Genomic DNA, 23,344 nt, shown 5'->3' on the forward strand with positions numbered 1-23,344 from the left:
AACTGTGGAGGTGTGAAAGTTGACAGCGGTACGTAAAGCAGGCGTCGTTGGCGCCGGTACGATGGGGCAGGGCATTTGTGAAATGCTGGCCTTTAATGGTCTTGAGGTCTACATGGTAGAACAAGACAATGCACGGCTGAATCATGCGATCGGCATGATTGAGCAAAGCTTAGACAAGCAGATGGAGCGTTGGGCGCTTACGTCAGCGGAGAAGAAGCTGGTGATGAACCGGATACATCCGATGGCGCAACTCAGCGATTTAGCGGAGTGCGAGCTTGTCATTGAAACGATTACCGAGGATTTGGACAGCAAGCTGGACATCTTCAGACAGCTGGATCAAATTTGCGAGCCGCATGTTATTCTGGCGAGCAATACGTCAACACTAAGCTTAACGGAGCTTGCAAGTGTGACGAATCATCCGGAACGCGTAATCGGCATGCATTTCGTCTATCCGGTCAGCAAGACGGATTTGGTAGAGATCGTGCGCGGTCTAAGAACATCGGATGAAACCTTCGAGCTAACCAAACATTTTGTTGAGGAAACGATACATAAGAAGGGCGTTATGGTGTTTGAGTCGCCCGGATTCGTCACCACGCGGCTCATTTGCCTGTTCATAAATGAGGCGCTTCATGTGCTTGAGGAAGGCGTGGCCTCGGCGGACGATATCGACAGCGCCATGCGGATCGGCTACTCGTTCCAGCATGGGCCATTTGAAATGGCGGACCGATTCGGTCTGGATGCGGTACTCGCGGCGCTTGAGCGGATGTTCCGAGAGTACGGGGAGCTTAAATACCGGCCATCCTTCATTCTGAAGAAAATGGTACGAGGCGGGCAGCTCGGCGTGAAGAGCGGTGCCGGCTTCTTCAGCTACGATAAAGATGGAGGCCGAGTATGATTGTTCTCGTAATGAATGCAGGCAGCTCTTCTCTGAAGTATCAGCTGTACAATATGGAGGATGAATCGGTCCTCGCCCAAGGCCGCGTGGAGCGAATCGGCATGGATGATTCGATTCTGACGCATGAGCCTACTGGCGGCATTGAAGTGAACCGGGTTAGCGAAAATCTCGATCATAATGAAGCTGTGCGCAAAGTCATTAACATGCTGACGCACCGTCAGCACGGCGTATTGAAAGCGATCGAGGAAATCAAAGCCGTCGGACACCGGGTCGTCCATGGCGGTGAAAGCTTCAAGCAATCCACGCTTGTCACCGTGGATGTGAAGAAAGAAATCAGGCGTCTGTTCGACTTGGCACCGCTTCATAATCCACCGGCGATGATGGGGATTACAGCGGTTGAGCTCAACCTGCCGGATGTGCCGCAGGTTGTTGTATTCGATACGGCTTTCCACCAATCGATGCCGATGGAGACGTTTCTGTATCCGATCCCAATGGTGCTGTACAGGCGCCACAAAATCAGACGTTACGGCTTCCACGGCACCTCGCATAACTATGTGAGCAAGCTGGCCGCTCAGAAGCTGGGAAAGCCGCTGAATGAGCTCAAAATGGTCACCTGCCACATCGGCAACGGCGCCAGCTGCGCGGCAATCCTGAACGGGGAGTCTTATGACACCAGTATGGGGTTGACGCCTCTGGAAGGGCTTATGATGGGCACGCGGAGCGGGGATTTGGATCCGGCGATCGTACCGTTTACGATGAACAAAGAAGAGCTGACGCTGAACGAAGTCAACTCTATGCTCAATAAGCATAGCGGCCTTATGGCAATAAGCGGCATCAGCAGCGATATGCGTGAAATCGTAACCGCGATGGATGATGGCGATAAGCATGCGAAGCTCGCTTTTGATATGTACACGTACCGCCTTCGCAAGTATATCGGTGCTTATGCCGCCGGTATGAATGGTTTGGATGCAGTCGTATTTACAGCAGGGGTAGGCGAAAATTCCGTTGCTGTCCGTAAAGCAGTCTGCGAACAGCTGACGTTCCTTGGCATCGAGCTGGACGAAGAACGTAACGCGGAGCGATCCAAGGAAGCTCGCTACATCACGAAGGACGGCTCACGCGTCAGTGTGCTTGTTATTCCGACGAATGAAGAGCTGTTAATTGCAAGAGATACGTATGAGATCGTGAAAGAATAGATAATACCCGAATACTAAGATCCGTATAGACGGAAAGGACGGAATGAACGATGAAAACATTAACGACGATCGCACAACTGAAGGATTTTGCCGGGCAATCGGTATGGATTGGCTGCTGGCTGAACGGTAAACGCTCTAGCGGTAAAATCCAATTTCTACAGCTCCGCGATGGAACAGGCTATGTGCAAGGTGTTGTCGTGAAAAGTGAAATTGAGGAAACGATTTGGAACTCGGCGAAGGAATTGACGCAGGAGAGCTCCCTTTATGTAAAAGGGATCGTGCGTGAAGAGCCGCGCAGCCAGTCCGGCTACGAGCTGACAGTCGAAGATATCGAAGTCATTCAAATCGCGCAGGACTACCCGATTACACCAAAGGAGCATGGCGTCGACTTCTTGATGGATCGTCGTCACCTCTGGCTGCGTTCGCCGAAGCAGCGGGCGATTCTCGTCATTCGTGCAGAGATTATCCGCTCCATTCAGCAGTTCTTTGATGATCGTAACTTTACGCTCGTGGATCCGCCGATTTTGACGCCATCCTCCTGCGAAGGTACGACGAACCTGTTCCACACGAAATATTTTGACGAAGATGCTTACTTGACGCAAAGCGGTCAGCTGTACATGGAAGCGGCAGCGATGGCGCTGGGCAAAGTGTATTCCTTCGGGCCGACATTCCGTGCGGAGAAGTCGAAGACTCGCCGTCACTTGATCGAGTTCTGGATGATCGAGCCGGAAATGGCGTTTGTGGATCATGAGGAAAATCTGCGCGTGCAGGAGCAGTTCGTATCCTTCGTGGTGCAAAATGTCGTCAAAAATTGCCGTAAAGAGCTTGAAACGATCGGCCGCGATATTAGCAAGCTGGAGAACATCGTAGCGCCGTTCCCGCGTATTACGTACGATCAAGCGATTGAGTTCTTGCAGGAGAACAAGCATGAAATTCAGTGGGGCGAAGATTTCGGTGCGCCTCACGAAACGGCGATTGCGGAGAAATACGATCGTCCGGTGTTCATCACGCATTATCCGGCATCGTTCAAAGCGTTCTATATGAAGCCGGACCCGAACCGTCCGGAGGTTGTACTTTGCGCGGATATGATTGCGCCTGAAGGCTATGGCGAAATTATCGGCGGCTCGCAGCGGATCGACGATCCGGAGCTGCTGGCGGAGCGGTTTGCCGAACATGAATTGTCTACGGAAGCGTACCAATGGTACTTGGACCTGCGTAAATACGGCACAGTGCCGCATTCCGGCTTCGGTTTGGGGCTAGAGCGCACGGTGGCCTGGATTTGCGGCTTGGAGCATGTACGTGAAACGATTCCGTTCCCTCGTTTGCTGTACCGTTTGTATCCGTAAGCGCAAGGGAAGGGAGGACGAACGGTGAAAACCGAAATGTGGAAGGCCTATGCACGCGGAATGGCTGCCGCCATGAACGGCGGCGGCGTCGTGGTGCCGGCCGGTCTGCTCCGTGCCTATCGCGGCGTCGGATTAACGGATACGGAGATGCTGCTAATGCTGCAGCTGATGACGTACCGGCAGGTCGAGGGCGTCGACTTTCCGACGCCGGAGCAGCTGGCAGAGCGGCTTGGCATTCTGCCTAACGCAGCCCATCAGCTGCTTAGCCGCTTGATGAAAGAAGAGCTGCTCGCCATCGATGAGGAAGTCGATCCGGTGAGCGGCATGCAATTCGAACGCTACAATTGGAACGGCTTCATCATCCGCAGCGCGGAATGGCTGGCCGAAGAAGCACGGTTGTCGTTCGAGAGCGAACGAGAGCTGCAGCGGGCCGGTGCAGGGACTGCAGGGGTTGGAGTCGGTTCCGGTGGGGGAGCGAGTTTTGGAGCAATTACAGGAGCGAGCGGTGGGGCCGGTACAGGAGCGGGAAGTGGAGCCGGTACGGGAGCGACTAACACGCGGAACTCGCATGGAAGCGTTGGTATCGAAGGAGAGTGGCCGAAGCAATCGGATTTATTTTCTGTATTCGAGCAAGAATTCGGCCGCCCGCTATCCCCGATGGAATGCGAAACGATCAGCGCATGGGTCGATCAAGATCGTTATCCGGACGAGCTGATTCGTTTTGCGTTGAAGGAAGCCGTTTTCGCAGGCAAGCTGCATTTCCGCTACATCGACCGCATTCTCATCGAATGGAGCCGAAACCGAGTTACCAACACCGATGAAGCCAAAGCGCATACTCAGAAATTTCGCGGTGGCCGCGGGTCTTGATGACCTGCGGTTTTTTTTGTGTTTGGGTGCTGAGAATCGTGCATGCTTGTCCGCAAACGAAATAGGGCGAAGTTGCATAAGCTGTTGTCATAGTTGTGTGAGTAGGCTTCACCCTAGGAAAGCGGAGAGGATGACTGGACAGCAATGCCGGATTATTCGTTTTGGCAAGGTAAACAGGTGTTTGTGACGGGGCATACCGGTTTTGTGGGAACATGGCTTTGCTTATGGCTGCACCGCTTAGGTGCTGTTGTTACAGGATACAGCGATGAATTGCCGACTACGCCATCGATGTACCGGCTGTGTGGACTAGAGCACATTATACCGTGGACACGAGGCGATATCAGGGATTCCGCGAAGCTGACAGCTGCACTGCGGGATGCAAAGCCGGAGGTGGTTTTTCATCTGGCGGGGCAGTCGGAACATCAAGGCAAGCATCAAACGGTTGAAATCTTCGATGTGAATGTCGCGGGGATGGCTGCGCTGCTGGATGCGGTGCGTACGGTGCACGAGGATCACCCGATCCGTGCCGTCGTCGCGATAACCGCGGCGGATTGTTACGCGCCGCGGGATTGGGTGCTCGGCTACCGCGAAGCCGACGGCCTCGGCGGAGCGGAGCCCGGCTCCGCGAGCAAAGCCTGCGCGGAGCTTGTCGTGTCCTCCTTCCGGCGCGCATACTTCGCCGGAAGCGCTGATGGGCCCGCGGTTGCGACCGTCCGCGCGGGCCATCTCATCGGCGGCGGCGACTTCGCAAGCGGCCGCCTCGTCCCGGACTGCGTGCGCGCCGCTGCCGGCGAGCGCGCAGCGCAGCAGGGCCAGCAGCCATGGCCGAGCGGCTTCCGGCCATGGCTGCACGTGCTTGAAGCGCTCGCGGGCTGCCTCGCGCTCGCGCAGCGGCTGTTCCCGCCCGGCGGCGGCGGCGACTTCGCCGAGGCGTGGAACCTGGGTCCGCGCACATGCGAAGCGCGGACCTCGGCCTGGCTGGCCGAGGCGCTGCGCGCTCGCCTCGGCGGCCAGCAGCTGGCTGCGCCGGGGCCGGCTGGCGCGGCGGCAGCGGCTGCGGCGCCGATGCTGCTGGACACGACGAAGGCGGCCTCGCGACTTGGCTGGCGGCCACGGTGGGATGCGCAGCAAACGGCGCAGCATACGGCCGACTGGTACGCGGCCTGGATGCAAGGCGCACCGATGCGTGACATCAGCGTTTCGCAAATTGTCCATTATGAAACGTGAATATACGCAGCAAAGAGCAGCCGCAGGGCCGCCCTTTGCTGCTGGGTCATGCCAGCGAATGGATGAAATTGCGCAAACGGGATGAAATTCGAGAGAAATATGCTAAACTAAGGGTATCACTTCCGAAAATGCAGCTGTAGGCAGCGTGAACCTTCGGAATATTGGAAGGACGTTTATCGATGTCAGAACTTCATTCCCATGCCCATACGGATACACATAAATCGCAAGATACGGTCAAGCAAATGATTGAAATCATGTCGCAAAGCGGCTGGCGCATTACAGAGCAGCGCCGAGAGCTGGCTGAGATTTTCGCCAAGACAGAAGGGTATTTGTCTCCGAAAGACGTATACGATCATATGTCACGCGCTTATCCCAGTGTGAGTTTCGATACGGTTTATCGGAATTTGCGTCTGCTGAGTGAGATGGGGGCGCTGGAGCAGTTTTATTTTATGGACGGGGGCTTGAAGTTCCGGGTGAGCTGCCTGTCGCACCATCATCATCACTTAATTTGCATCAATTGCGAGAAGACGCTGACGTTCGAATATTGTCCGATGGACCAGTCTCTCGATTTGCCGGGTTCGTTCAAAATTATGAATCACCGATTTGAAGTGTATGGCGTATGTGAAGCTTGCCAGCGGGAATCGAGTACATGAAATTCATGTATCCGATTCCCGTTTTTAATTGGAGCTAAGCAGCGCTTGAAGCTGGGCTTGGACATCCCCGCGGAACAGGCCGCCATGGTAGCAAATGACCTGGTCGATCGGATACGAAGCTAATTGCTCCAAGGAGCGAAGAGCTGCGGCATTGTCAGCGTTTAAACGGGAATCCGCCATCCGCAGCGCGCCTTCATGAAGAATGAGGGCATCCCCTGCAATCAAAGTGCGGCTCGGTTTATGGTACAGACTGATGTGGCCGGGCGTATGGCCGGGCGTGTCAAGGATGATCAGACCGTCGAATGAAGATAAACGGTCACCATCGTCATAGCCAATAAGACGCGTAACATTTGCTTTAGGAGGATGCTCAAGTGCGTACCGAAAGGCTTGACGTTTCTCTTCAGACACCTCGGGCGGGAGAGAACGAACTGCTTGATCAATGGCATCCGCAGAGATCTTGATCAGCATCTTATCCCCTTGAATATAGGGCTGCTCAATCCGCGATGCCCACACTTCGATTGTGGATTCGGAGGTCTGAAGAATGGAAGGCAAACTGCCGATATGATCGATATCTTGGTGCGTAATGATGATGTCGGTTAGCTGATTAAGCGAAAAATCGTCCGCCTTCAATGCTTCTTGAATAAGTGGCAGCTGGCCTGGATAACAGGTGTCGATTAAGACTGCTTTGGACTCGTTCCATATCAAAGTTGGATGTAAGGTGTCCTGCCTTCCCATGACGATTGCGGTGATTTCGAGCATTGCAATTCCTTTATCGATAAGCAATGTTATCCCTCCAATAGGTTGGTAACGAGTATCATATCGGAAGGAAAACTATTTGTAAATAAAATATTTAATTATATCACATAATATTAAAAATGTCAACATAAATATTTTTTGAGAGTAAAATGAGCAGATTATTAGTCAAAATACGACTACACAAAAAAGGCATAACCGGCGCATCATCAGCCGGTTATGCCTTTTTCACGATAAGCTCGCTGCGCTTTACACAATAAACATCGCAACGACTGTTGTCACGGCCAGCCCGAACAAAACCGGCTTTAAGTTGCGGCGGGCGAGCTCGAACGGATCAACGCCGCATATGGCAGCGGCGGGAATGAGTGCCCATGGAATCAAGGTGCCTCCGCCGACCCAGATCGCAGCAACTTGCCCGAGCGCTGTAAGCGTTGCCGCACCGGATCCGATTGCGGACGCGAAGAGCTGGGCGATGGAGCCGGCAAGCGATATCCCCGAGAAACCGGAGCCATCAAGCCCGGTAATAGCGCCGGTAACGGCCAAAGTCACGGCTCCGACCGCTTGGTTAAGCGGCACGTGATTGGCGAGCGCAACGCCTAAGTCATTCACGATCCCATGAGAGCCTTCCGGCAGCCCGCTGCCGAACAGTTCTGTAAACGCCGAATCTCCCAAGTAGAAGAATGCGGCGATCGGAATAACTGGACCGAATACTTTAAAACCAAACTGAAAGCCCTCGATGAGGTAGGCTGTCGTCTGCTCCAACCCTTTGTTCCGATGTGCCAGCATCGTAACGAGGATCAGAATAAACACGGCTGTGCCTCCGATTAACGCCGTCGCATCGCCTCCCTGAAGGTTGAGTACGAACATCGCGACGACATCGACGATAAACAAAAGCGGAATCAGAATGGCAAGCGTTTTCTTCCATTTCATCGGCAAGCTGACCCGATCCTCCGCTATAGAATTGACGGGATTCGTACTTGCTGCAATTAGGCCGTCTCTCCACTTGCCTGTACGCATATCTCTGCGCATCATCCAGAAGGCTGTAAGCGTGGTTACGACCCCCATTACAATGACGAGAGGCACGCTTGCCTGCATGACGCTGGTAACGGATAATCCGGCTGCATCAGCGGTCAGCTTTGGCGCGCCTTGAATGATGTAGTCACCGGATAATGCGATGCCATGGCCGAACAGGTTCATCGCCATTGCAGCGCCAAGCGCCGGAAGCCCGACTCTGACGGCAACCGGCAACAGGACGGCTCCAATTAATGCGACACCTGGAGAGGGCCAGAAAAACCATGAGGTTACCATCATAATCAATCCAATTCCCCAGAAAGCCAGCGGCGGTGTGCGCAAGAAACGGGTAAGAGGTTGAACCATCACTTCGTTGATACCTGTAATGATCAAGATACGGCTCATCGCAACGATAATCGAGATGATGAAGATTGTACCCAGAAGTTCCTTCGTTGCATAGATGAAGCTGTTAAAAACACCGCTCACCGAATCGCTTAAGCTTTCTGTTGCGATTAGGCCAAGCGCAAAAATGCCGACCACACAAACGAGCGTCGTATCCCGTCTTTTGATCAGCACTCCCATAATAAATACGATAAAGGCAAGATACACCCAGTGCAAGGGAACTAACTGCAATTCCACCAACCATCACCCTTTCCAGCGACTGTTGCATTTATCGTATGCAAGCCGTGAACTGGGCGTTCGTCATGGTTGTTTCATCACGCTGGGACGATTGTCGGCTGCCAAGCTGTTGCAATTTTCATATACATGAATATAGATTGCGAGTTCGAAACGGTAGGGAGGTGTCGTGTGAAAATGGACAAACAATCCTTTTTTGACCTGCTGCTCCCATTTGCGAAACAGCTGTATGCGGAAGGCTCGCCTATTTTTCCATCCGTACGTTTAGCCCAGAGCTGGCTGGAGACGGGCGGCACTATTCCGTACTGGAATAACCTCGCTGGTTATAAAGTCGGGAGCGGGGTACCCAACGGCTATTGGAAAGGCGCGGTAGTAGACAAACGCACTTGGGAAGTCATTAACGGTAAACGAGTTACGGTCACGGCAACATTCCGGGCTTATGATAGCATTTATGCATTCTATAAAGACCAGGATTTATTGTTTGCGCGCAGTCTTTATAAACCCGTACGTATGGCTAAGACACCGTTCGAACAGGTTCAAAAGCTGCTTGAGTGCGGTTACGCAACGGATCCTGCATATGCGGATAAATTGACAGCTATCATCCAAGGAAGCGACTTAACGCAATATGACATCAAGAACAAAGGGGATGAACCGATGACTGCAGAGGAGAAGAAAGCATTCGATGACCTGCAGAAGCTGACCTTGAAGCTGAAAGCGGACAATGATCAACTTAAAGTATCGCTGCAAGACCAGACGAATGCATTAAAAGAGCTGCAATTATGGGCGCTTAAAATCGATGCCAACAACGAAATGGATACGGTGCCTGCATGGGCGAAAAATGCGGTGGATGCTGCGGTGAAGGCACAACTGATCGATACGCCAAATGGCGGCAGCTATGATTTTTACCGCTTATTATTGGTGCTATACAGGAAGAAATTGATTTGACGATGTATATATCCTCCTGAACTGGGCATTCTTAAGATATCGGCGTCGCGAGATGCCGTAGACAACCGCGGAGAAGACTTACGTTTCCCCATAAGCTCTTCGTCCGGTTTCTCCTCTCCCATGAAAGGGGCCCCAGCAATGGGGCCCCGGATTTTTTTTGCCCAGTAAAATCAACGTATTTAAACGAAAGCCGCGATGCTTATTGTTCGCGGCTTTTTATTTTTATCAAAGGCAACGTCCTCGTTTTCAACTAAATGGATAAAATACCTAGAAACTGCATGTAATTTTCCCTTGATTAAAATAAAGCCTAATGTTAGGATAATATTAATCCTAATATTAAATTAAATAATAATAGGATAAAAACAGGAGGTAAGGGGAGAGATTTATAGTGTTGTCCATTATTCTGCAAGTTGTATTAGGTTTAGGGTTTCTGCTGTTTGGTTTTATGAAGTTTGGTTCAAAAATGGTGGATGAATTTAAGCGATATGGGTATTCAGGAGGCTTTAGAGTCTTTACGGGCTTAGTGGAAGTTATTGCAGCAGCATTAGTCATTTCGGGTATTTGGAATGATACACTAGCGGCATGGGGTGCTTTAGTAGTTGTTGTAACCATGCTTGGTGCAATTGGAACCCATATGAAAGTTAAGGACCCTGCAAAAAATACGGTGGTACCAGTGGTACTGCTGATTATTGGAATCATTGTATTGCTTATCAATATCGGGTCCTTGTTTGGATAATGAAACCCTCCGCGCGGAATCATGGTTTACTTAGAAAAAACAGGCTGTACTATTTTATAGTGCAGCCTGTTTTTTGTTGCAATTCTCCTGGATCCAGTTCAGCATTGCACGGCTCCCTATATTAGGAGCCTACTTCGTTGATTTACGTGACACTTGGCAAATAGGAGTTAAAGGACGCTGCTTAACATGCAAAAAAAGCTATATATAATGAAGAAACTTTTTTGGCAAGACGCGTTACAGCAATAAAGCTCCACTCCGTATATGCGTTAAAGTAGTAAAGCTAAGTAAAAAGTCGCTGAAATCCGGTAAAATTTGTTCGCATCACAGCCCGAATGCGGTATGATCAAATTAGCCGCATGCCTAGGAAATACTCCGAATAATGCAGGATGAAGGGGGAGCATTAAGCAATGAAAATTGTAGTCTTGGATGGATTTACGCTAAATCCCGGAGATCTGGATTGGGGCGAGTTTAACAAGCTCGGCGAGCTGATCGTTTATGAACGGACAGCACGCGAGGATATCGTAAACCGAGCGATGAGGGCCGATGTCGTGCTCACGAACAAAACGCCGATTTCAGCAGAAATAATCGCCAAGTTACCGGAGCTTCAATATATCGGCGTACTGGCAACCGGCTACAACATCGTGGATATTCAAGCGGCTGAAGCGCATGACATTGTGGTAACGAACGTACCGGATTACAGTACGCATTCCGTTGTGCAATTAGTCTTCGCGCTCATGCTGGAACTGACTTATCATGTGACTGCGCACAGCAGTGCCGTACATAGCGGTCGTTGGTCTGCAGGGCCGGATTTTACATTCTCGCTGCATCCTCTGATGGAGCTCTCAGGCAAAACAATGGGGATTGTAGGTTACGGTCAAATCGGTCAGCAGGTCGCAAGAGTAGCGTTAGCATTTGGCATGAATGTTGTGGTACATACACGTACACCGAGAGAGGTTCCGGGCCTTGAAGCCGTTACCTTTGTTTCAAACAGTGACTTGTTCCGTTCTGCTGATGTTGTCTCCCTGCACTGCCCGCTGACGCAGGACACGACCGGACTCGTGAACCAACGTACGCTGGGTCTCATGAAACGTTCGGCGATTCTTATCAACACGGCAAGGGGCGGTCATATCGTGGAGCAGGATTTGGCGAATGCACTAAACAGCGGCCGGATTGCCGGAGCGGGTCTGGATGTACTGAGCGTGGAGCCGCCGGCTGTCGATCATCCGCTGCTGCATGCCGCTAATTGCACGATTACTCCGCATATCGGCTGGGCAACTGTCGAAGCACGAAGAAGGCTGATGGGGATTGCAGCGGATAATTTGCGTTCGTTTATTCAAGGCGATGTTAGCAATCAGGTGAACTGAGACGATGCGCGGGTTTTGCATCATTATCGGGTTTGACGGACTGGGCTGGCTGCTGCATCAGTTTGCATCCGTTCCGCTTCCCTCACATGTATTAGGGCTGCTGCTTCTGTCAGCAGCTTTATTTATGGGAATCGTGAAGCTGGAGTGGGTGGAACAAAGCGCTGGATTTCTTAACAGGCATATGATGCTGTTCTTTGTCCCGCTGCTGGCCGGTGCAGCTGCCTTCGGACCACAAATCGGATCATCCTGGTTAGCTGCGATTGTTAGTCTTACCGCTGGGACTTTAACGATCGTAATTACGACTGGACTTATAACCAAGAAGCTGGTTAAGCGGAAGGAGCACGCCGCTAATGAGAAGTGAGCTATTCGCAGATCCGATGTTTGGCATCGTGCTGACGCTGGCCGCCTATGCTTCCGCTGTGCTGATACGTCGTCGATGGAGCTGGCTGCATCCGCTGCTCAGCGCACCGATTATCGTTTATTTGGTTTTACAGCTTGGCGATATCTCCTATCCTGACTATCGAGCAGGGGGAGATATCGTCACCTTTTTTCTCGGCCCTGCAACGGTGGCGATGGCTATCCCGCTGTACAAGCATGCCATGCGGCTCCGCCGCATGCTTCCGTCCTTATTGCTTGGTGCTCTTGTCGGAAGCGCGATTGGTCTGCTGGTGAATACGTTATGTGTCTTGCTGTTTGGCGGAACGGAAACCTTTCTTCGTTCGGCGCTGCCAAAGTCCGTGACAGCTGCGGTGGCCGTTGATTTATCCAGCTGGCTGGGCGGATCACCGGAATTGACTGCTGCACTGACTGTGTTGACCGGCCTTGTCGGCAGTATTGCAGGTCCTCCGCTGCTGCGGTTATGCGGCGTAATAGACAACATCGCATCGTCCATTGCAATAGGTGCAGCCGCACACGGAATAGGGTCGGCCAAACTGCTGTCAGAGTCGGAAGAGCAGGGAGGTTTAAGCGGCTTCTCTATGGCTGCTTGCGCCGTGTTTACACCTGTACTTTTGCTGCCTATACACGCATGGCTATTTTGACGAATTTTCGATTATTTCGTCATATTTCATGTTATCTTAAGGTTTACGCGGGTTATACATGATATAGTGACACAGTAATGTTAAAACTGATTGCAAATGCCGGAAGGGAGTTTTCAAGTTGACCGAGAAAGATAAAGAGAAGCATTTAAATGAGAATGAGCTTGAGGCAGTAGAGCAAGAAACGAAAGAGCAAGGAACGACAGAGCAAGAAGTTGCGGAGCAGGAATTGATAGAGGAAGTCTCCTCGGATGAAGCAGCAGAAGTTGAAGAGGATAAACAAGTAAATGCAGTCGTGCAGCCTGTATCAGAGGTAGAGGCAGCACCTGCACCAAAGAATAACGGCAAGGCATGGATGTACATTTCCATTGGACTAGCTGTTGTTTTGATCTTCACGCTCGTGAAAATGCCACTAGGCGGCAGCAGCGATACGGTGGGCTCCGTTAACGGTGTAGCGATAACGAAGGATCAATTGTACGACGAGATGGCGAAGGTTGGCGGCGAGCAAACGCTGGACAACATGATTCAGGACGAGCTTATTAAGCAAGAAGCAGATAAAGCAGGGATCGTTGTTGGCGATGCTGAAGTAACGCAAGAAATCGACAACATCAAGAAACGTTTCCCATCCGAAGCGGAATTTGAGTCTGCGCTTCAGCAAGCGGGCATGACGCTTGACGATTTGAAGAAACAAACGCCAATGCAGCTTCGTATCCGCAAAATTCTTGAGCCGCAGGCGAAAGTAACGGACGCGGATATTAAAACTTATTTCGACCAAAATAAAGCGCAATTCGATCAGCCTGAACAGGTGAAGGCATCGCATATTCTCGTGGCAACGAAAGCAGAAGCGGATGCAATTGAGAAGCAGCTTAAAGAAGGCGCAGACTTTGCTACGCTGGCTAAAGAGAAATCAACAGATCCAGGCAGCAAAGATCAAGGCGGCGACCTTGGATTCTTCGGCAAAGGCGCAATGGATCCAGCATTCGAAGCAGCTGCATTCAAGCTGAAGAAAGACGAAATCAGCGAACCGATTCAAACCCAATACGGCTATCACATCATCAAAGCTACCGATCACAAAGATGCGAAAGCGGCAACGCTTGATGAGAAGAAAGCAGATATTAAAGAGCAGTTGATCGCGCAGAAGGTACAAGAGCTTTCGCCGACTTGGTTGGAGGACCTGAAAACCAAATCGCAAATCACGAATACGCTCAAGGACGCAGCTGCGGACGATGCGGCGCAAGAACCGGCTACGGGCAACGCGGGAACAAACACTTCGACGAACGCGAAGTAATCCCAAATCCTAATTTAATAAGACGACCGCTACAGGTAAAATTTGGCCTGTGGCGGTCGTCTTATTTTGTGGCACAATAAGTTCGTAAAAGCTAGTGTGTACAAGGACTGAATGCGCTACCAGTCAAGTTCTTGTTAACTAATATGACATGTATGGATAGTAAATCTTTACAATTGTTCAAATTGTGTTTTACAAATTGTTAAATTCGTTGTATTATTGGCTCTGGGTTTAAAAAATTACACTTATCAACATGGAGGCGGGTTCTAAGAATGAAAAAGAAAATGCTAGTTCTAGTTTCACTCATGCTCGTTCTAACAGGCGTATTGTCTGCCTGCGGGAAAAGCGGATCGGGCAGCGATCAAACGTTCCGGATGAACCTTACATCCGAGCCGCCTAGTCTCGATGTTGCACAAGCACAGGATCAAGTATCCTTCACTGTGCTGAGCGGACTCTTCGAGGGTCTGACACGTATGGACGACAAAGGTAACATCGTTCCAGGCGTAGCTGAAAAATGGGATATCTCTGAAGACGGCAAGAAATTCACGTTCCACCTTCGCGATAACGCGAAATGGTCCAATGGTGACCCAGTCACTGCAGGCGATTTCGAATACTCCTGGAAACGTACTTTGGATCCTAAGCTAAACCCACCGGCTCCATATGCTTACCAGCTCTACTACATCAAAAATGCGCAAAACTATAACATCGAGCAAGACAACCCAGATCACATTTCTGATCCGGCACAAGTAGGCGTTAAAGCCATCGATGATAAAACGCTTGAAGTTCAGTTGGAAAACCCAACACCATACTTCCTGAATATCGCAGCGTTCTTCACTTCCTTCCCGGTTCACAAATCGGCGAAAGACAACGCAAACTGGGCTGCTGAGTCGAAAGACTACATCAGCAACGGTCCTTTCAAAATGGCATCGTGGAAGCACGGCGATTCCATTGAGCTTGTACCAAACGAGAACTACTGGGCTAAAGATGAAATCAAATTGTCCAGCGTTAAATTCTCCATGGTTAAAGACGCTAACACTGAGCTTAACATGTACAAAACCGGTCAACTTGACTGGGCAGGCGCTCCAACAGGAAGCATTCCGCCAGAGCAACTTGACAAGTTCCGCAAAGAAAACAACAAAGAGCTTTCTGTAAAAGGTATTGCAAGCACATACTACTACAACTTCAACAACCAAAAGAAACCTTTCAACAACGCAAAAGTTCGTAAAGCTCTTTCGATGGCTGTAGACCGTCAAGCAATCGTTGATAACGTAACTAAAGCCGGTCAAGTTCCTGCTTACGGTTTCGTATCCACTGGTATCCACGGCGTGAACGGCGAATACCGTGCCGAAGTGAAAGACGACTACTTCAAAGAAGATGTAACGGAAGCTAAGAAATTGCTTGCTGAAGGTTTGGCTGAAGAAGGCATGACTTCGATGCCGGAATTCTCGCTTTCCTTCAACGAAGGTCTTCACAAGAACGTTGCTGAGGCAATCGCTGACATGTGGAAAACAAACCTTGGCATCACAGTTAAACTGGAGCTTCAAGAGTGGAAAGTATTCTTGAAAAACCGTCAAAGCTTGAACTATGATGTTGCACGCGCTGGTTGGGGTGCTGACTACAATGACCCGATGACATTCATCGACATGTTCACATCCAAAGGCGGTAACAACGATATCGGCTTCGCAAACCCAGAGTACGATGCACTGGTAAAAGAAGCTTACAGCACAAACGATCAACAAAAACGTGTAGACGCTATGGCTAAAGCAGAGAAATTGCTGATTGGCGACAATCAAGCTCTTATGCCGCTTTACTACTACTCGTCCGCACAACTGGTTAAACCGTACGTGAAAAACTATGTAGTTGATTACAGCGGTAACGTGGATTACACTCGTATCTCGATCGAAAAATAATAACAGCAAGAAAAAACTAAGGGGTATAGGGATATATGTGGGTTCCCCATATATATCCCTTCTCTTTGATTGGGGGGGCTTGGGATGGCTCGGTATTTAGGTGGTAAGTTCGTTAATATTGTGATTTCGTTGCTAATTCTAGCCACCGCAACCTTTTTCTTGATGAAGGCTGTCCCAGGGGACCCTTTCACACAAGAAAAAGCAATTCCGCCGGAGATTAAAGCGCAAATTATGGCGCATTACGGCTTGGATAAACCGATTGGCACGCAGTACGCGATTTACATGAAGAACCTGTTCCAACTTGATCTTGGTGAATCCATGAGAAGTCAGAATCGGACAGTAACAAGCATTATTACGGATTCCTTCGGCACATCGCTTAAAATTGGTTTGATTGCAGTAGTTGTTTCGGTTATTGTCGGGATTTACCTCGGTATGATGGCAGCGCTAAGACATAAGAAATTGATTGATAACCTGGCGATGTTTATTGCGGTTATCGGTATTTCGGTTCCAAACTTCGTTATCGGTGCCATGATCCAATATTACCTTGCAGTTAAGGTGCCGATATTTAATGTTGCAGGGTTGGAAAGCCCGATTGATTACGTGCTTCCTGTAATTACCTTGTCGACACTCCCTATTGCATTCATCGCGAGATTAACGCGTTCAACAATGCTCGAGGTATTGACCTCGGACTATATTCGTACTGCTAAGGCAAAAGGGTTGACTCCGTCAGCTATTCTGTGGCAGCACGGACTTCGTAACGGTATTTTGCCGGTTGTTACCTACCTTGGTCCAATGACGGCGAACATCATTACAGGTTCCGTCGTAGTTGAGCAAATTTTCGGTCTTCCGGGTTTGGGTGCTCACTTCGTGGACAGTATCACTAACCGTGATTACACGCTCATCATGGGCATTACGATTTTCTACGCCGTCATTCTAATGGCAGCACGCTTCTTGACAGATGTTGCTTACATTCTTGTCGATCCGCGTATCAAAGTCAGCGGAGGTGTCGTTAAAAAATGAGTACGCGTCTGAATGAATTGAAGCTTGAAGAGCAAATTGCTAATGCGCCATTTGAGAAATTGAAGCAAAGACATACAGAAGCTGAAGTGATTACGGCTCCGAGTCGTTCCACGTTCCAAGAGAACTGGGCAAGACTTCAGAAGAACAAATGGGCTATGACAGGGATGTACGTTTTGATCGCCATGATAATTTTGGCGGTTGTATGTCCGATGTTTTCGCCTTATGATTCATCTACGAACGATTTGAAGAATACCTTTGCTTCGCCATCGGGCAAGCACTGGTTTGGAACCGATAACCTGGGCCGTGATCTCTTTACGAGAACATGGATGGGCGTTCGTATCTCGCTTCTCGTTGGTTTTACCGCTGCTTTTATCGACCTTGTAATTGGTGTTGCTTACGGCGGTGTTATGGGCTTTGCAGGTAAACGTGTTGGCGATTCTTTGAACAAGCTTGCAGAAGTGCTTTATGCGATTCCGCATCTGCTTGTTGTTATTTTGCTTTCCGTTGTCATGGGCTCAGGTCTTTCGACCATCATTATCGCGTTATCCATCACCGGTTGGATTACGATGTCGTGGATCGTTCGTGGTCAAATTCTGCAACTGAAAAACCATGAATATGTTCTTGCGGCACAATCAATGGGCGCAAGCGGTTCCCGCATTTTGTTCCGTCATTTGATTCCGAACACACTCGGTCCGATCATCGTTACGGTAACGTTGTCGGTTCCGTCCGCTATATTTGCAGAAGCATTCTTAAGCTTCTTGGGTCTGGGCGTTCAATCACCGGCGGCATCGCTTGGTACATTGATCGGCGAAGCAATGTCCTCTTGGACACTGTACCCTTGGCTGATGCTGATTCCTGCATCCTTATTGAGCATTACAATGCTTGCCTTCAACATTTTCGGTGACGGTCTACAAGATGCGTTCGATCCGAAAATGAAAAAATAAACAGCGCAGGGAGTGAGCTTATGAGTGATCCGATTCTAAGTATTTCTGATTTGCATATCTCGTTTCACGTGCGCGGTGGAGAGGTTCAGGCTGTTCGCGGGGTTGATTTGGAAATCCATCCCGGGGAGTCTGTTGCCATTGTCGGCGAGTCCGGCAGCGGCAAGAGCGTTACCGCTCAATCTATTCTTCGTCTGATCCCTACACCTCCGGGTGTGTACAAGAAGGGTTCCATTGAATTTATGGGCGAAGATCTTCTAAGCAAAACCGAGAAAGAGATGGAGTCCATTCGCGGCAAGGAGATCGGCATGATCTTCCAGGATCCGATGACTTCGCTTAATCCAACACTTACTGTAGGTCGCCAAATTACGGAAGTCCTCATCAAACATCAGAAAATGAGCTCATCGGATGCAACTAGCCGTGCGGTCGAATTGCTGAATTTGGTTGGTATTCCGAATGCAGGAGAACGCGTAAAGCAGTTCCCGCATCAATTCTCCGGCGGTATGCGTCAGCGTGTAATGATCGCCATCGCGCTTGCTTGTAACCCGACATTGCTGATTGCGGATGAGCCGACAACAGCGCTCGATGTGACGATTCAAGCGCAAATCATGACGTTGATGAAGGATTTGCAGAAGCAAACCGGCACTTCGATCATCCTGATTACACATGACCTTGGTATCGTTGCCGACATGTGTGACCGCGTTGTTGTTATGTACGCGGGTAAAGTTGTAGAAACCGGCACGAAACAAGAGATTTTCAAAAATCCACAACATCCATACACGAGAGGGCTGCTTCGTTCCCTTCCTCGTCTGGATCACGATAAGAACGAGCCGCTTATTCCGATTATCGGAACACCGCCGGATATGTCATCGCCGCCACCTGGCTGTGCGTTCTGCGCGCGTTGTGATGAAGCGATGCGGATCTGTGTAGACAACGATCCGATTTCGTACACAATCAGCGAAACGCAAGCAGCGAAGTGCTGGTTGCATGACGCGGCCCTCAAAGGGGGAGAAAGTGCATGAAGTCAAACAATGAAATGCTGATCGAAGTCGATCACCTGATGAAGCACTTCGACATTGGCAATGGGAAAACGCTAAAAGCAGTAAACGATATATCGTTTGGCATTCGCAAAGGTGAAACACTTGGTATGGTGGGCGAGTCCGGCTGCGGTAAGTCAACAGCTGGCCGTACGCTTCTCCGGTTGTACGAACCGACTGCAGGATCCGTGAGATTCCAAGGTCAAGACATTATGACTGCTAAAGGAGCTAACCTGAAGGCGCTGAGACGTGAAATGCAAATGGTTTTCCAAGATCCATATGCTTCGCTTAATCCACGCTGGAAGGTTGAAAACCTCATTGCTGAACCGCTTGATATTCATGGTTTGGCTGGCAGTTCTAAGGAAAGAAAGCTGCAAGTTGAGCGACTGCTTGACCGTGTAGGCCTTCGTTCGGATCACGCCAAACGTTATCCGCATGAATTCTCCGGCGGTCAGCGTCAGCGGATCGGGATTGCTCGCGCACTTGCGCTAAATCCGAAGTTCATCGTTTGCGATGAGCCGATCTCAGCGCTTGACGTTTCCATTCAAGCACAAGTAGTCAATTTGCTGCAGGATCTGCAACGTGATTACGGCTTGACGTACTTGTTTATCGCGCATGACCTTGCGATGGTTAAACATATCAGTGACCGCGTAGCGGTAATGTATTTGGGTAAAATGGTTGAGCTTGCTGATAGTGAAGAGCTCTACTCCAATCCGAAGCATCCGTATACCAAAGCGCTGATGTCCGCGATTCCGGTACCGGATCCGGATGTAGAAGAGAACAAAGAGCGTATCGTTCTGACAGGCGAGCTGCCGAGCCCGGTTAACCCGCCTAGCGGTTGTCATTTCCGGACACGCTGTCCGTTTGCAACAGAGAAATGCGCTGCAGAAGTGCCTGCATTCCGTGAGGTTGAACCTAACCATTGGGCTGCCTGCCATTATGCTTAAATAAACGAGAAGGACGGTTCGCTACATGCGAATCGTCCTTTTTTTGCCTATTTAGGAAACCTGTCTCTTCTATAATATACGTTCTCCGAGCAGCGAGCCGATGAGCTCTACGGCTAGCCTAGCTGTCCGCCCGTTTGTATCCAGGAGCGGATTCACTTCAACGATATCGGCAGAGGTCACCATGCCGCAATCAAACAACATCTCCATGGCCAAATGCGCCTCTCTGTAATTGAGGCCGCCACGCACCGGCGTACCCGTTCCCGGCGCTTCCCCCGGATCCACGCTGTCGATGTCGAAGCTGACGTGAACACCTTCGGAGCCATATGAAGCGATCGCGATGGCTTTTTCCATTACGCGACCCATCCCGAGCCGATCAATATCATGCATGGTGAAACAAGTTATGCCCGTGTCGTATATATTTCTTTTCTCCCCTTCATCCAGCTCTCTGACACCTACGAGAACGACGCGTTTGGCTTGCAATTTAGGTGATCGCCCTAGCAGATCCGTAAATCTCGGATCGCCAAGTCCGAGACTCGCAGCCAAAGCCATCCCGTGAATGTTGCCTGTCAGCGATGTGTCCGGTGTGTTCATGTCGGCATGCGCGTCGATCCAGATGACGCCTAACTGCTGAATATGCTCCGTTATGCCGGCGATGGAGCCGATCGCGATGCTGTGATCTCCTCCTATTGTGAGTGGGAACGTTTCGTTTTCCATAGCCAAATGAACGGATTGTGCGAGAGCTTCACTCATCGCAAGCACGCGTCCCCAATTGCGCAACCGATCTAATGTTCGGCGTTCGATCGCGGATTCAGCGGTTTCTTTCCAAGGTAATATAGAGTAGTTCTGATTTAACAGCTGAAGCTTCTCTGGTAAGCCCGCTTGCAGGACAGCCTCTGGACCGCCGCTTGCACCGGGTCTGCTGGCTCCGAAATGAAAGGGGACGGGAAGGACTGTTACGGGTTGCCGATCTTTGTTCATGGGAATCCCTCCTATGGAATGTGTTGCGCTGCATGGTTATATATAGACGCGAAGGAGCGAAGTCATGACAAACCGGAGGCAATCCTTTAACATGCCGGCCCAATTGTGGTACGATACAAGCAGCAGTAAGGATGGATAAGGCGAAAGGGGCAAGAGCGGCTTTGAGAGTAATAGCAGGCACGGCTAAGGGCCGGACCTTAAAGGCGGTACCGGGCAAAAACACGCGTCCGACAACCGATAAAGTTAAAGAAGCGATTTTCAGCATGATTGGGCCATTCTTCGAAGGCGGACTCGTGCTTGATCTCTTTGCAGGTACCGGAGGTCTGGGCATTGAGTCGCTCAGCAGAGGAATGGATCGTGCGGTTTTTGTCGATTTGGACGGAGGAAGCATCGATATCATCAAGCAAAATGTGCAGGCTGCCGGGGTTGCGGAACACTCGGAGATTTACCGTACGGAGGCTGTGCGAGCGGTGAAGGCACTGGCGAAGCGCGGGCTAAAGTTTCAGCTCGTTTTTCTGGACCCGCCTTACCGGATGAAAGAAATGGACAGTTTAATGAATGAGCTGGCAGAACGCGACCTGCTCGGAACGGACGCGACGATAGTCGTCGAGCATGATGCTGACCATGTATATCCGGAGACGATGGATGTATTCCGGCAGATCAGACATTCGAAATATGGCGACACGGCAGTGACTATTTATAGGTACGACAAGGCTGCAGAGCCAAACGTACATATGGAGGCGTAAGCATGACAACACCAACAGGAATGCCAAGACAGCGTGTTGCCGTATATCCGGGCAGCTTTGATCCAGTCACTTGCGGGCATTTGGATATTATTAAACGCGCGGCCAAGCAATTTGATCATGTAATCGTTGCAGTGCTCAATAATTCCAGCAAAAATCCGCTGTTTACGGTGGAAGAGCGTAAAGCGCTGTTGACGGAAATCACCAAAGAGCTGCCGAATGTGACGATCGACAGCTTCCGTGATCTGCTCGTTAACTTCATGCGCTCGCGCAATGCGGATTGTATTGTTCGCGGAATTCGTTCGGTTACCGACTTTGAATATGAGCTGCAAATGGCTTCGACCAATCACCAGCTGGACGGCGAGATTGAGACTATATTTATGATGACGAATCCCAAATACTCCTATTTGAGCTCCAGCATCGTGAAGGAAATCGCCAAGTTTAAAGGAAACGTGCAGGATCTAGTGCCTGATGAGGTGCGAGAAGCGCTGATCGCCAAATATGCGGATCAGGCTTAATTCGACTTCGATTGTGGTGCGGCCAGCATAGAGGCGGATAGAAGTGCCAGCAGCATGAGGAGGAATAGAAGCAGCAGGACAGGTGTATATGGCCACAGTGAATGTAAATCACCCGCGTGGATGATTGCATTCGAGGCGGCGCCTGTCTTTTCTGTTTGTTCCATTGCTGGAGCCGCAGTTGGGACGATGCGGCTTATCAGTGATGTCATTGGCTTCCACGCAGCAAGGGTAAGGAAGAACGCGAGCGCGCCTTGAATGAGCCGTGCAGCGGCGAGCCGATTCAGCGATAAACCAGTGCCGGAGATGGCGCTGCCGGCTTGGAGAAGGGCGCTTAAGCCGCCAAAGCTGAGCACAGCTGCGATAGCTGCCGCGTTCCAAGGCAGGCCGCCGGTGAAGGTCGATGAAGCCGCCGCATAGGTGCCGATATGGCTTTCGACGAGTCCCGGCAGCAGGAAGGCAGGTGTGCCTTCCGGCAGCAGCGGCTGTGTAAGTTTGACGAGAACGGCGCCGAACATCATGAAACCGCCGACGGCCATCAGCTTGTAGACGGACACGGTAACGGAATCGCCAAGCACTTTGCCGAAGGTTCGGCCATCGCGGTTTCTGGCAGCAACCATGGCGACAGCCGCTTGTTTCAGCAAAGTGGGCAGGGATGTAGATGCAGTTGCAGTTGGCTTAGCTTGCTTGCTTGCGCCGGTAGGTATCTTTTTGCTGAATCGGGCATTTAAGAAAGCTGTTAGCAGTGCGGAGACCCATACGGCTGCGGCGATCGCAGCGCCAACTGCAGGACGTTCTAAGAAGCCTGCACCAACAACGAGCAGCATGAACAGAGGGCTTGGCATATGTGCCAGCGCGAGCAGTCTTTGTCCTTCGGGAGCGGATACCGTTTCGCTGCGGCGAAGGGCCGCCGTGGTTTCCGCTCCACAGGGGAAACCTCCGGACCATCCCAAAGCAATCGCAATGCCGGCTTCACCCGGCAGGCGGAACAGCTTGCGCATAAGCGGCTGCAGCAGCGCCCCGAAACCGTGAATGGCACCGAAGGCGAGCATCAGCTCAAGCAAAGTAAGGAATGGCAGCAGACCGGGGAAGACTAGATTCCACCAGACAGTCAGCCCTTGCAAGGACGCTTGAAACGCCTCGTCGGGCCGCGTAATAATAGAAGCGACGAGCAATATCGACAAGCATGCGAGCATGATGGTTCGCGTCATGGGATTCACTCCAATGCTTCATGTAGGGGCTGGGACAAACACAGCCACTACATTTTTACGCTTGTCTACGAGAGTATAGACCTAACTGGTG

The 23,344-nt window shown here is 50.7% G+C and carries 23 protein-coding genes; 19 read left to right on the plus strand and 4 right to left on the minus strand.

All coding sequences use genetic code 11. The features are described from left to right. Positions 1 to 19 precede the first annotated feature (19 nt). The 6 genes from AC50Y3_RS12080 to AC50Y3_RS12105 all read left to right on the plus strand — a co-directional run bounded on the left by AC50Y3_RS12080 (position 20) and on the right by AC50Y3_RS12105 (position 6,184). Positions 20 to 895 carry a 3-hydroxyacyl-CoA dehydrogenase family protein gene (locus AC50Y3_RS12080; protein ID WP_494818981.1) on the plus strand — a complete coding sequence of 292 codons (876 nt, stop codon included), beginning with the start codon at positions 20 to 22 and terminating at the stop codon, positions 893 to 895. Beyond that, a complete protein-coding gene (locus AC50Y3_RS12085; RefSeq protein ID WP_494818982.1) occupies positions 892 to 2,091 on the plus strand; it encodes an acetate/propionate family kinase in 1,200 nt (399 codons plus the stop codon). The genes AC50Y3_RS12080 and AC50Y3_RS12085 overlap by 4 nt, the downstream gene beginning before the upstream one ends. 50 nt (positions 2,092 to 2,141) lie before the next feature. Further along, the gene (asnS, locus tag AC50Y3_RS12090) at positions 2,142 to 3,437 is read left to right on the plus strand and encodes an asparagine--tRNA ligase (protein ID WP_494818983.1); all 1,296 of its coding nucleotides are present in this window, start codon (positions 2,142 to 2,144) and stop codon (positions 3,435 to 3,437) included. A gap of 24 nt (positions 3,438 to 3,461) precedes the next feature. Next, complete coding sequence (locus AC50Y3_RS12095) at positions 3,462 to 4,304, plus strand: DnaD domain protein (protein ID WP_494818984.1); 843 nt, start codon at positions 3,462 to 3,464, stop codon at positions 4,302 to 4,304. A 144-nt stretch (positions 4,305 to 4,448) separates the two neighbouring features. Further along, the gene (gene rfbG / locus AC50Y3_RS12100) at positions 4,449 to 5,531 is read left to right on the plus strand and encodes a CDP-glucose 4,6-dehydratase (RefSeq protein ID WP_494818985.1); all 1,083 of its coding nucleotides are present in this window, start codon (positions 4,449 to 4,451) and stop codon (positions 5,529 to 5,531) included. Positions 5,532 to 5,710: 179 nt separating this feature from the next. Continuing rightward, positions 5,711 to 6,184 (plus strand): Fur family transcriptional regulator, encoded by a 474-nt coding sequence (locus AC50Y3_RS12105; protein ID WP_494818986.1) that lies wholly within the window; start codon positions 5,711 to 5,713, stop codon positions 6,182 to 6,184. A gap of 24 nt (positions 6,185 to 6,208) precedes the next feature. Here the strand turns inward: AC50Y3_RS12105 and AC50Y3_RS12110 are convergent, their stop codons facing one another. Continuing rightward, positions 6,209 to 6,967 carry an MBL fold metallo-hydrolase gene (locus AC50Y3_RS12110; protein ID WP_494818987.1) on the minus strand — a complete coding sequence of 253 codons (759 nt, stop codon included), beginning with the start codon at positions 6,965 to 6,967 and terminating at the stop codon, positions 6,209 to 6,211. 219 nt (positions 6,968 to 7,186) lie between these two features. Beyond that, positions 7,187 to 8,530 carry a hypothetical protein gene (locus AC50Y3_RS12115; RefSeq protein ID WP_494819241.1) on the minus strand — a complete coding sequence of 448 codons (1,344 nt, stop codon included), beginning with the start codon at positions 8,528 to 8,530 and terminating at the stop codon, positions 7,187 to 7,189. Between the two features lie 231 nt (positions 8,531 to 8,761). Here AC50Y3_RS12115 and AC50Y3_RS12120 point away from each other — a divergent pair, with 231 nt between their 5' ends. The 11 genes from AC50Y3_RS12120 (at position 8,762) to AC50Y3_RS12170 (ending at position 19,806) form a co-directional block, all read left to right on the plus strand. Further along, positions 8,762 to 9,529 (plus strand): glycoside hydrolase family 73 protein, encoded by a 768-nt coding sequence (locus AC50Y3_RS12120; protein WP_494819242.1) that lies wholly within the window; start codon positions 8,762 to 8,764, stop codon positions 9,527 to 9,529. A 388-nt stretch (positions 9,530 to 9,917) separates the two neighbouring features. Continuing rightward, positions 9,918 to 10,265, plus strand: coding sequence for a DoxX family protein (locus tag AC50Y3_RS12125; RefSeq protein ID WP_494818988.1), 348 nt, complete (start codon positions 9,918 to 9,920; stop codon positions 10,263 to 10,265). 407 nt (positions 10,266 to 10,672) lie between these two features. After that, positions 10,673 to 11,629 carry a D-2-hydroxyacid dehydrogenase gene (locus AC50Y3_RS12130; RefSeq protein WP_494818989.1) on the plus strand — a complete coding sequence of 319 codons (957 nt, stop codon included), beginning with the start codon at positions 10,673 to 10,675 and terminating at the stop codon, positions 11,627 to 11,629. A gap of 4 nt (positions 11,630 to 11,633) precedes the next feature. Further along, positions 11,634 to 11,990, plus strand: a complete 357-nt coding sequence (locus AC50Y3_RS12135) for a CidA/LrgA family protein (RefSeq protein ID WP_494818990.1) — start codon at positions 11,634 to 11,636, stop codon at positions 11,988 to 11,990. Then, positions 11,980 to 12,669, plus strand: a complete 690-nt coding sequence (locus tag AC50Y3_RS12140) for an LrgB family protein (RefSeq protein WP_494818991.1) — start codon at positions 11,980 to 11,982, stop codon at positions 12,667 to 12,669. Before AC50Y3_RS12135 ends, AC50Y3_RS12140 begins: the two co-directional genes overlap by 11 nt. Positions 12,670 to 12,787: 118 nt before the next feature. Continuing rightward, the gene (locus AC50Y3_RS12145) at positions 12,788 to 13,954 is read left to right on the plus strand and encodes a peptidylprolyl isomerase (RefSeq protein ID WP_494818992.1); all 1,167 of its coding nucleotides are present in this window, start codon (positions 12,788 to 12,790) and stop codon (positions 13,952 to 13,954) included. A gap of 269 nt (positions 13,955 to 14,223) precedes the next feature. Beyond that, positions 14,224 to 15,861: a peptide ABC transporter substrate-binding protein gene (locus AC50Y3_RS12150; protein WP_494818993.1), complete on the plus strand. Its 1,638-nt coding sequence runs from the start codon at positions 14,224 to 14,226 to the stop codon at positions 15,859 to 15,861. 84 nt (positions 15,862 to 15,945) lie between these two features. Continuing rightward, entirely contained in the window at positions 15,946 to 16,881 is a 936-nt protein-coding gene (locus AC50Y3_RS12155) for an ABC transporter permease (protein WP_494818994.1), read from the plus strand. Beyond that, positions 16,878 to 17,825, plus strand: a complete 948-nt coding sequence (locus tag AC50Y3_RS12160; RefSeq protein WP_494818995.1) for an ABC transporter permease — start codon at positions 16,878 to 16,880, stop codon at positions 17,823 to 17,825. The genes AC50Y3_RS12155 and AC50Y3_RS12160 overlap by 4 nt, the downstream gene beginning before the upstream one ends. Positions 17,826 to 17,845: 20 nt before the next feature. Continuing rightward, positions 17,846 to 18,844, plus strand: a complete 999-nt coding sequence (locus AC50Y3_RS12165) for an ABC transporter ATP-binding protein (RefSeq protein WP_494818996.1) — start codon at positions 17,846 to 17,848, stop codon at positions 18,842 to 18,844. Continuing rightward, positions 18,841 to 19,806, plus strand: coding sequence for an ABC transporter ATP-binding protein (locus AC50Y3_RS12170; protein WP_494818997.1), 966 nt, complete (start codon positions 18,841 to 18,843; stop codon positions 19,804 to 19,806). Before AC50Y3_RS12165 ends, AC50Y3_RS12170 begins: the two co-directional genes overlap by 4 nt. Positions 19,807 to 19,875: 69 nt before the next feature. Here AC50Y3_RS12170 and rocF read toward each other — a convergent pair whose 3' ends face one another. Beyond that, the gene (gene rocF / locus AC50Y3_RS12175) at positions 19,876 to 20,784 is read right to left on the minus strand and encodes an arginase (RefSeq protein WP_494818998.1); all 909 of its coding nucleotides are present in this window, start codon (positions 20,782 to 20,784) and stop codon (positions 19,876 to 19,878) included. A gap of 161 nt (positions 20,785 to 20,945) precedes the next feature. Here rocF and rsmD point away from each other — a divergent pair, with 161 nt between their 5' ends. Further along, the gene (gene rsmD / locus AC50Y3_RS12180) at positions 20,946 to 21,530 is read left to right on the plus strand and encodes a 16S rRNA (guanine(966)-N(2))-methyltransferase RsmD (RefSeq protein ID WP_494819243.1); all 585 of its coding nucleotides are present in this window, start codon (positions 20,946 to 20,948) and stop codon (positions 21,528 to 21,530) included. 2 nt (positions 21,531 to 21,532) lie between these two features. Then, positions 21,533 to 22,045, plus strand: a complete 513-nt coding sequence (gene coaD, locus AC50Y3_RS12185) for a pantetheine-phosphate adenylyltransferase (protein WP_494818999.1) — start codon at positions 21,533 to 21,535, stop codon at positions 22,043 to 22,045. On the opposite strand, the gene AC50Y3_RS12190 is transcribed toward coaD, so the two are convergent. Then, on the minus strand, positions 22,042 to 23,253 hold the full coding sequence (locus tag AC50Y3_RS12190) for a nucleoside recognition domain-containing protein (protein WP_494819000.1): 1,212 nt from the start codon (positions 23,251 to 23,253) through the stop codon (positions 22,042 to 22,044). The genes coaD and AC50Y3_RS12190 overlap by 4 nt on opposite strands. Between the last annotated feature and the right edge of the window lie 91 nt (positions 23,254 to 23,344).

The sequence above is a fragment of the Paenibacillus sp. J22R98 genome, assembly GCF_059383835.1.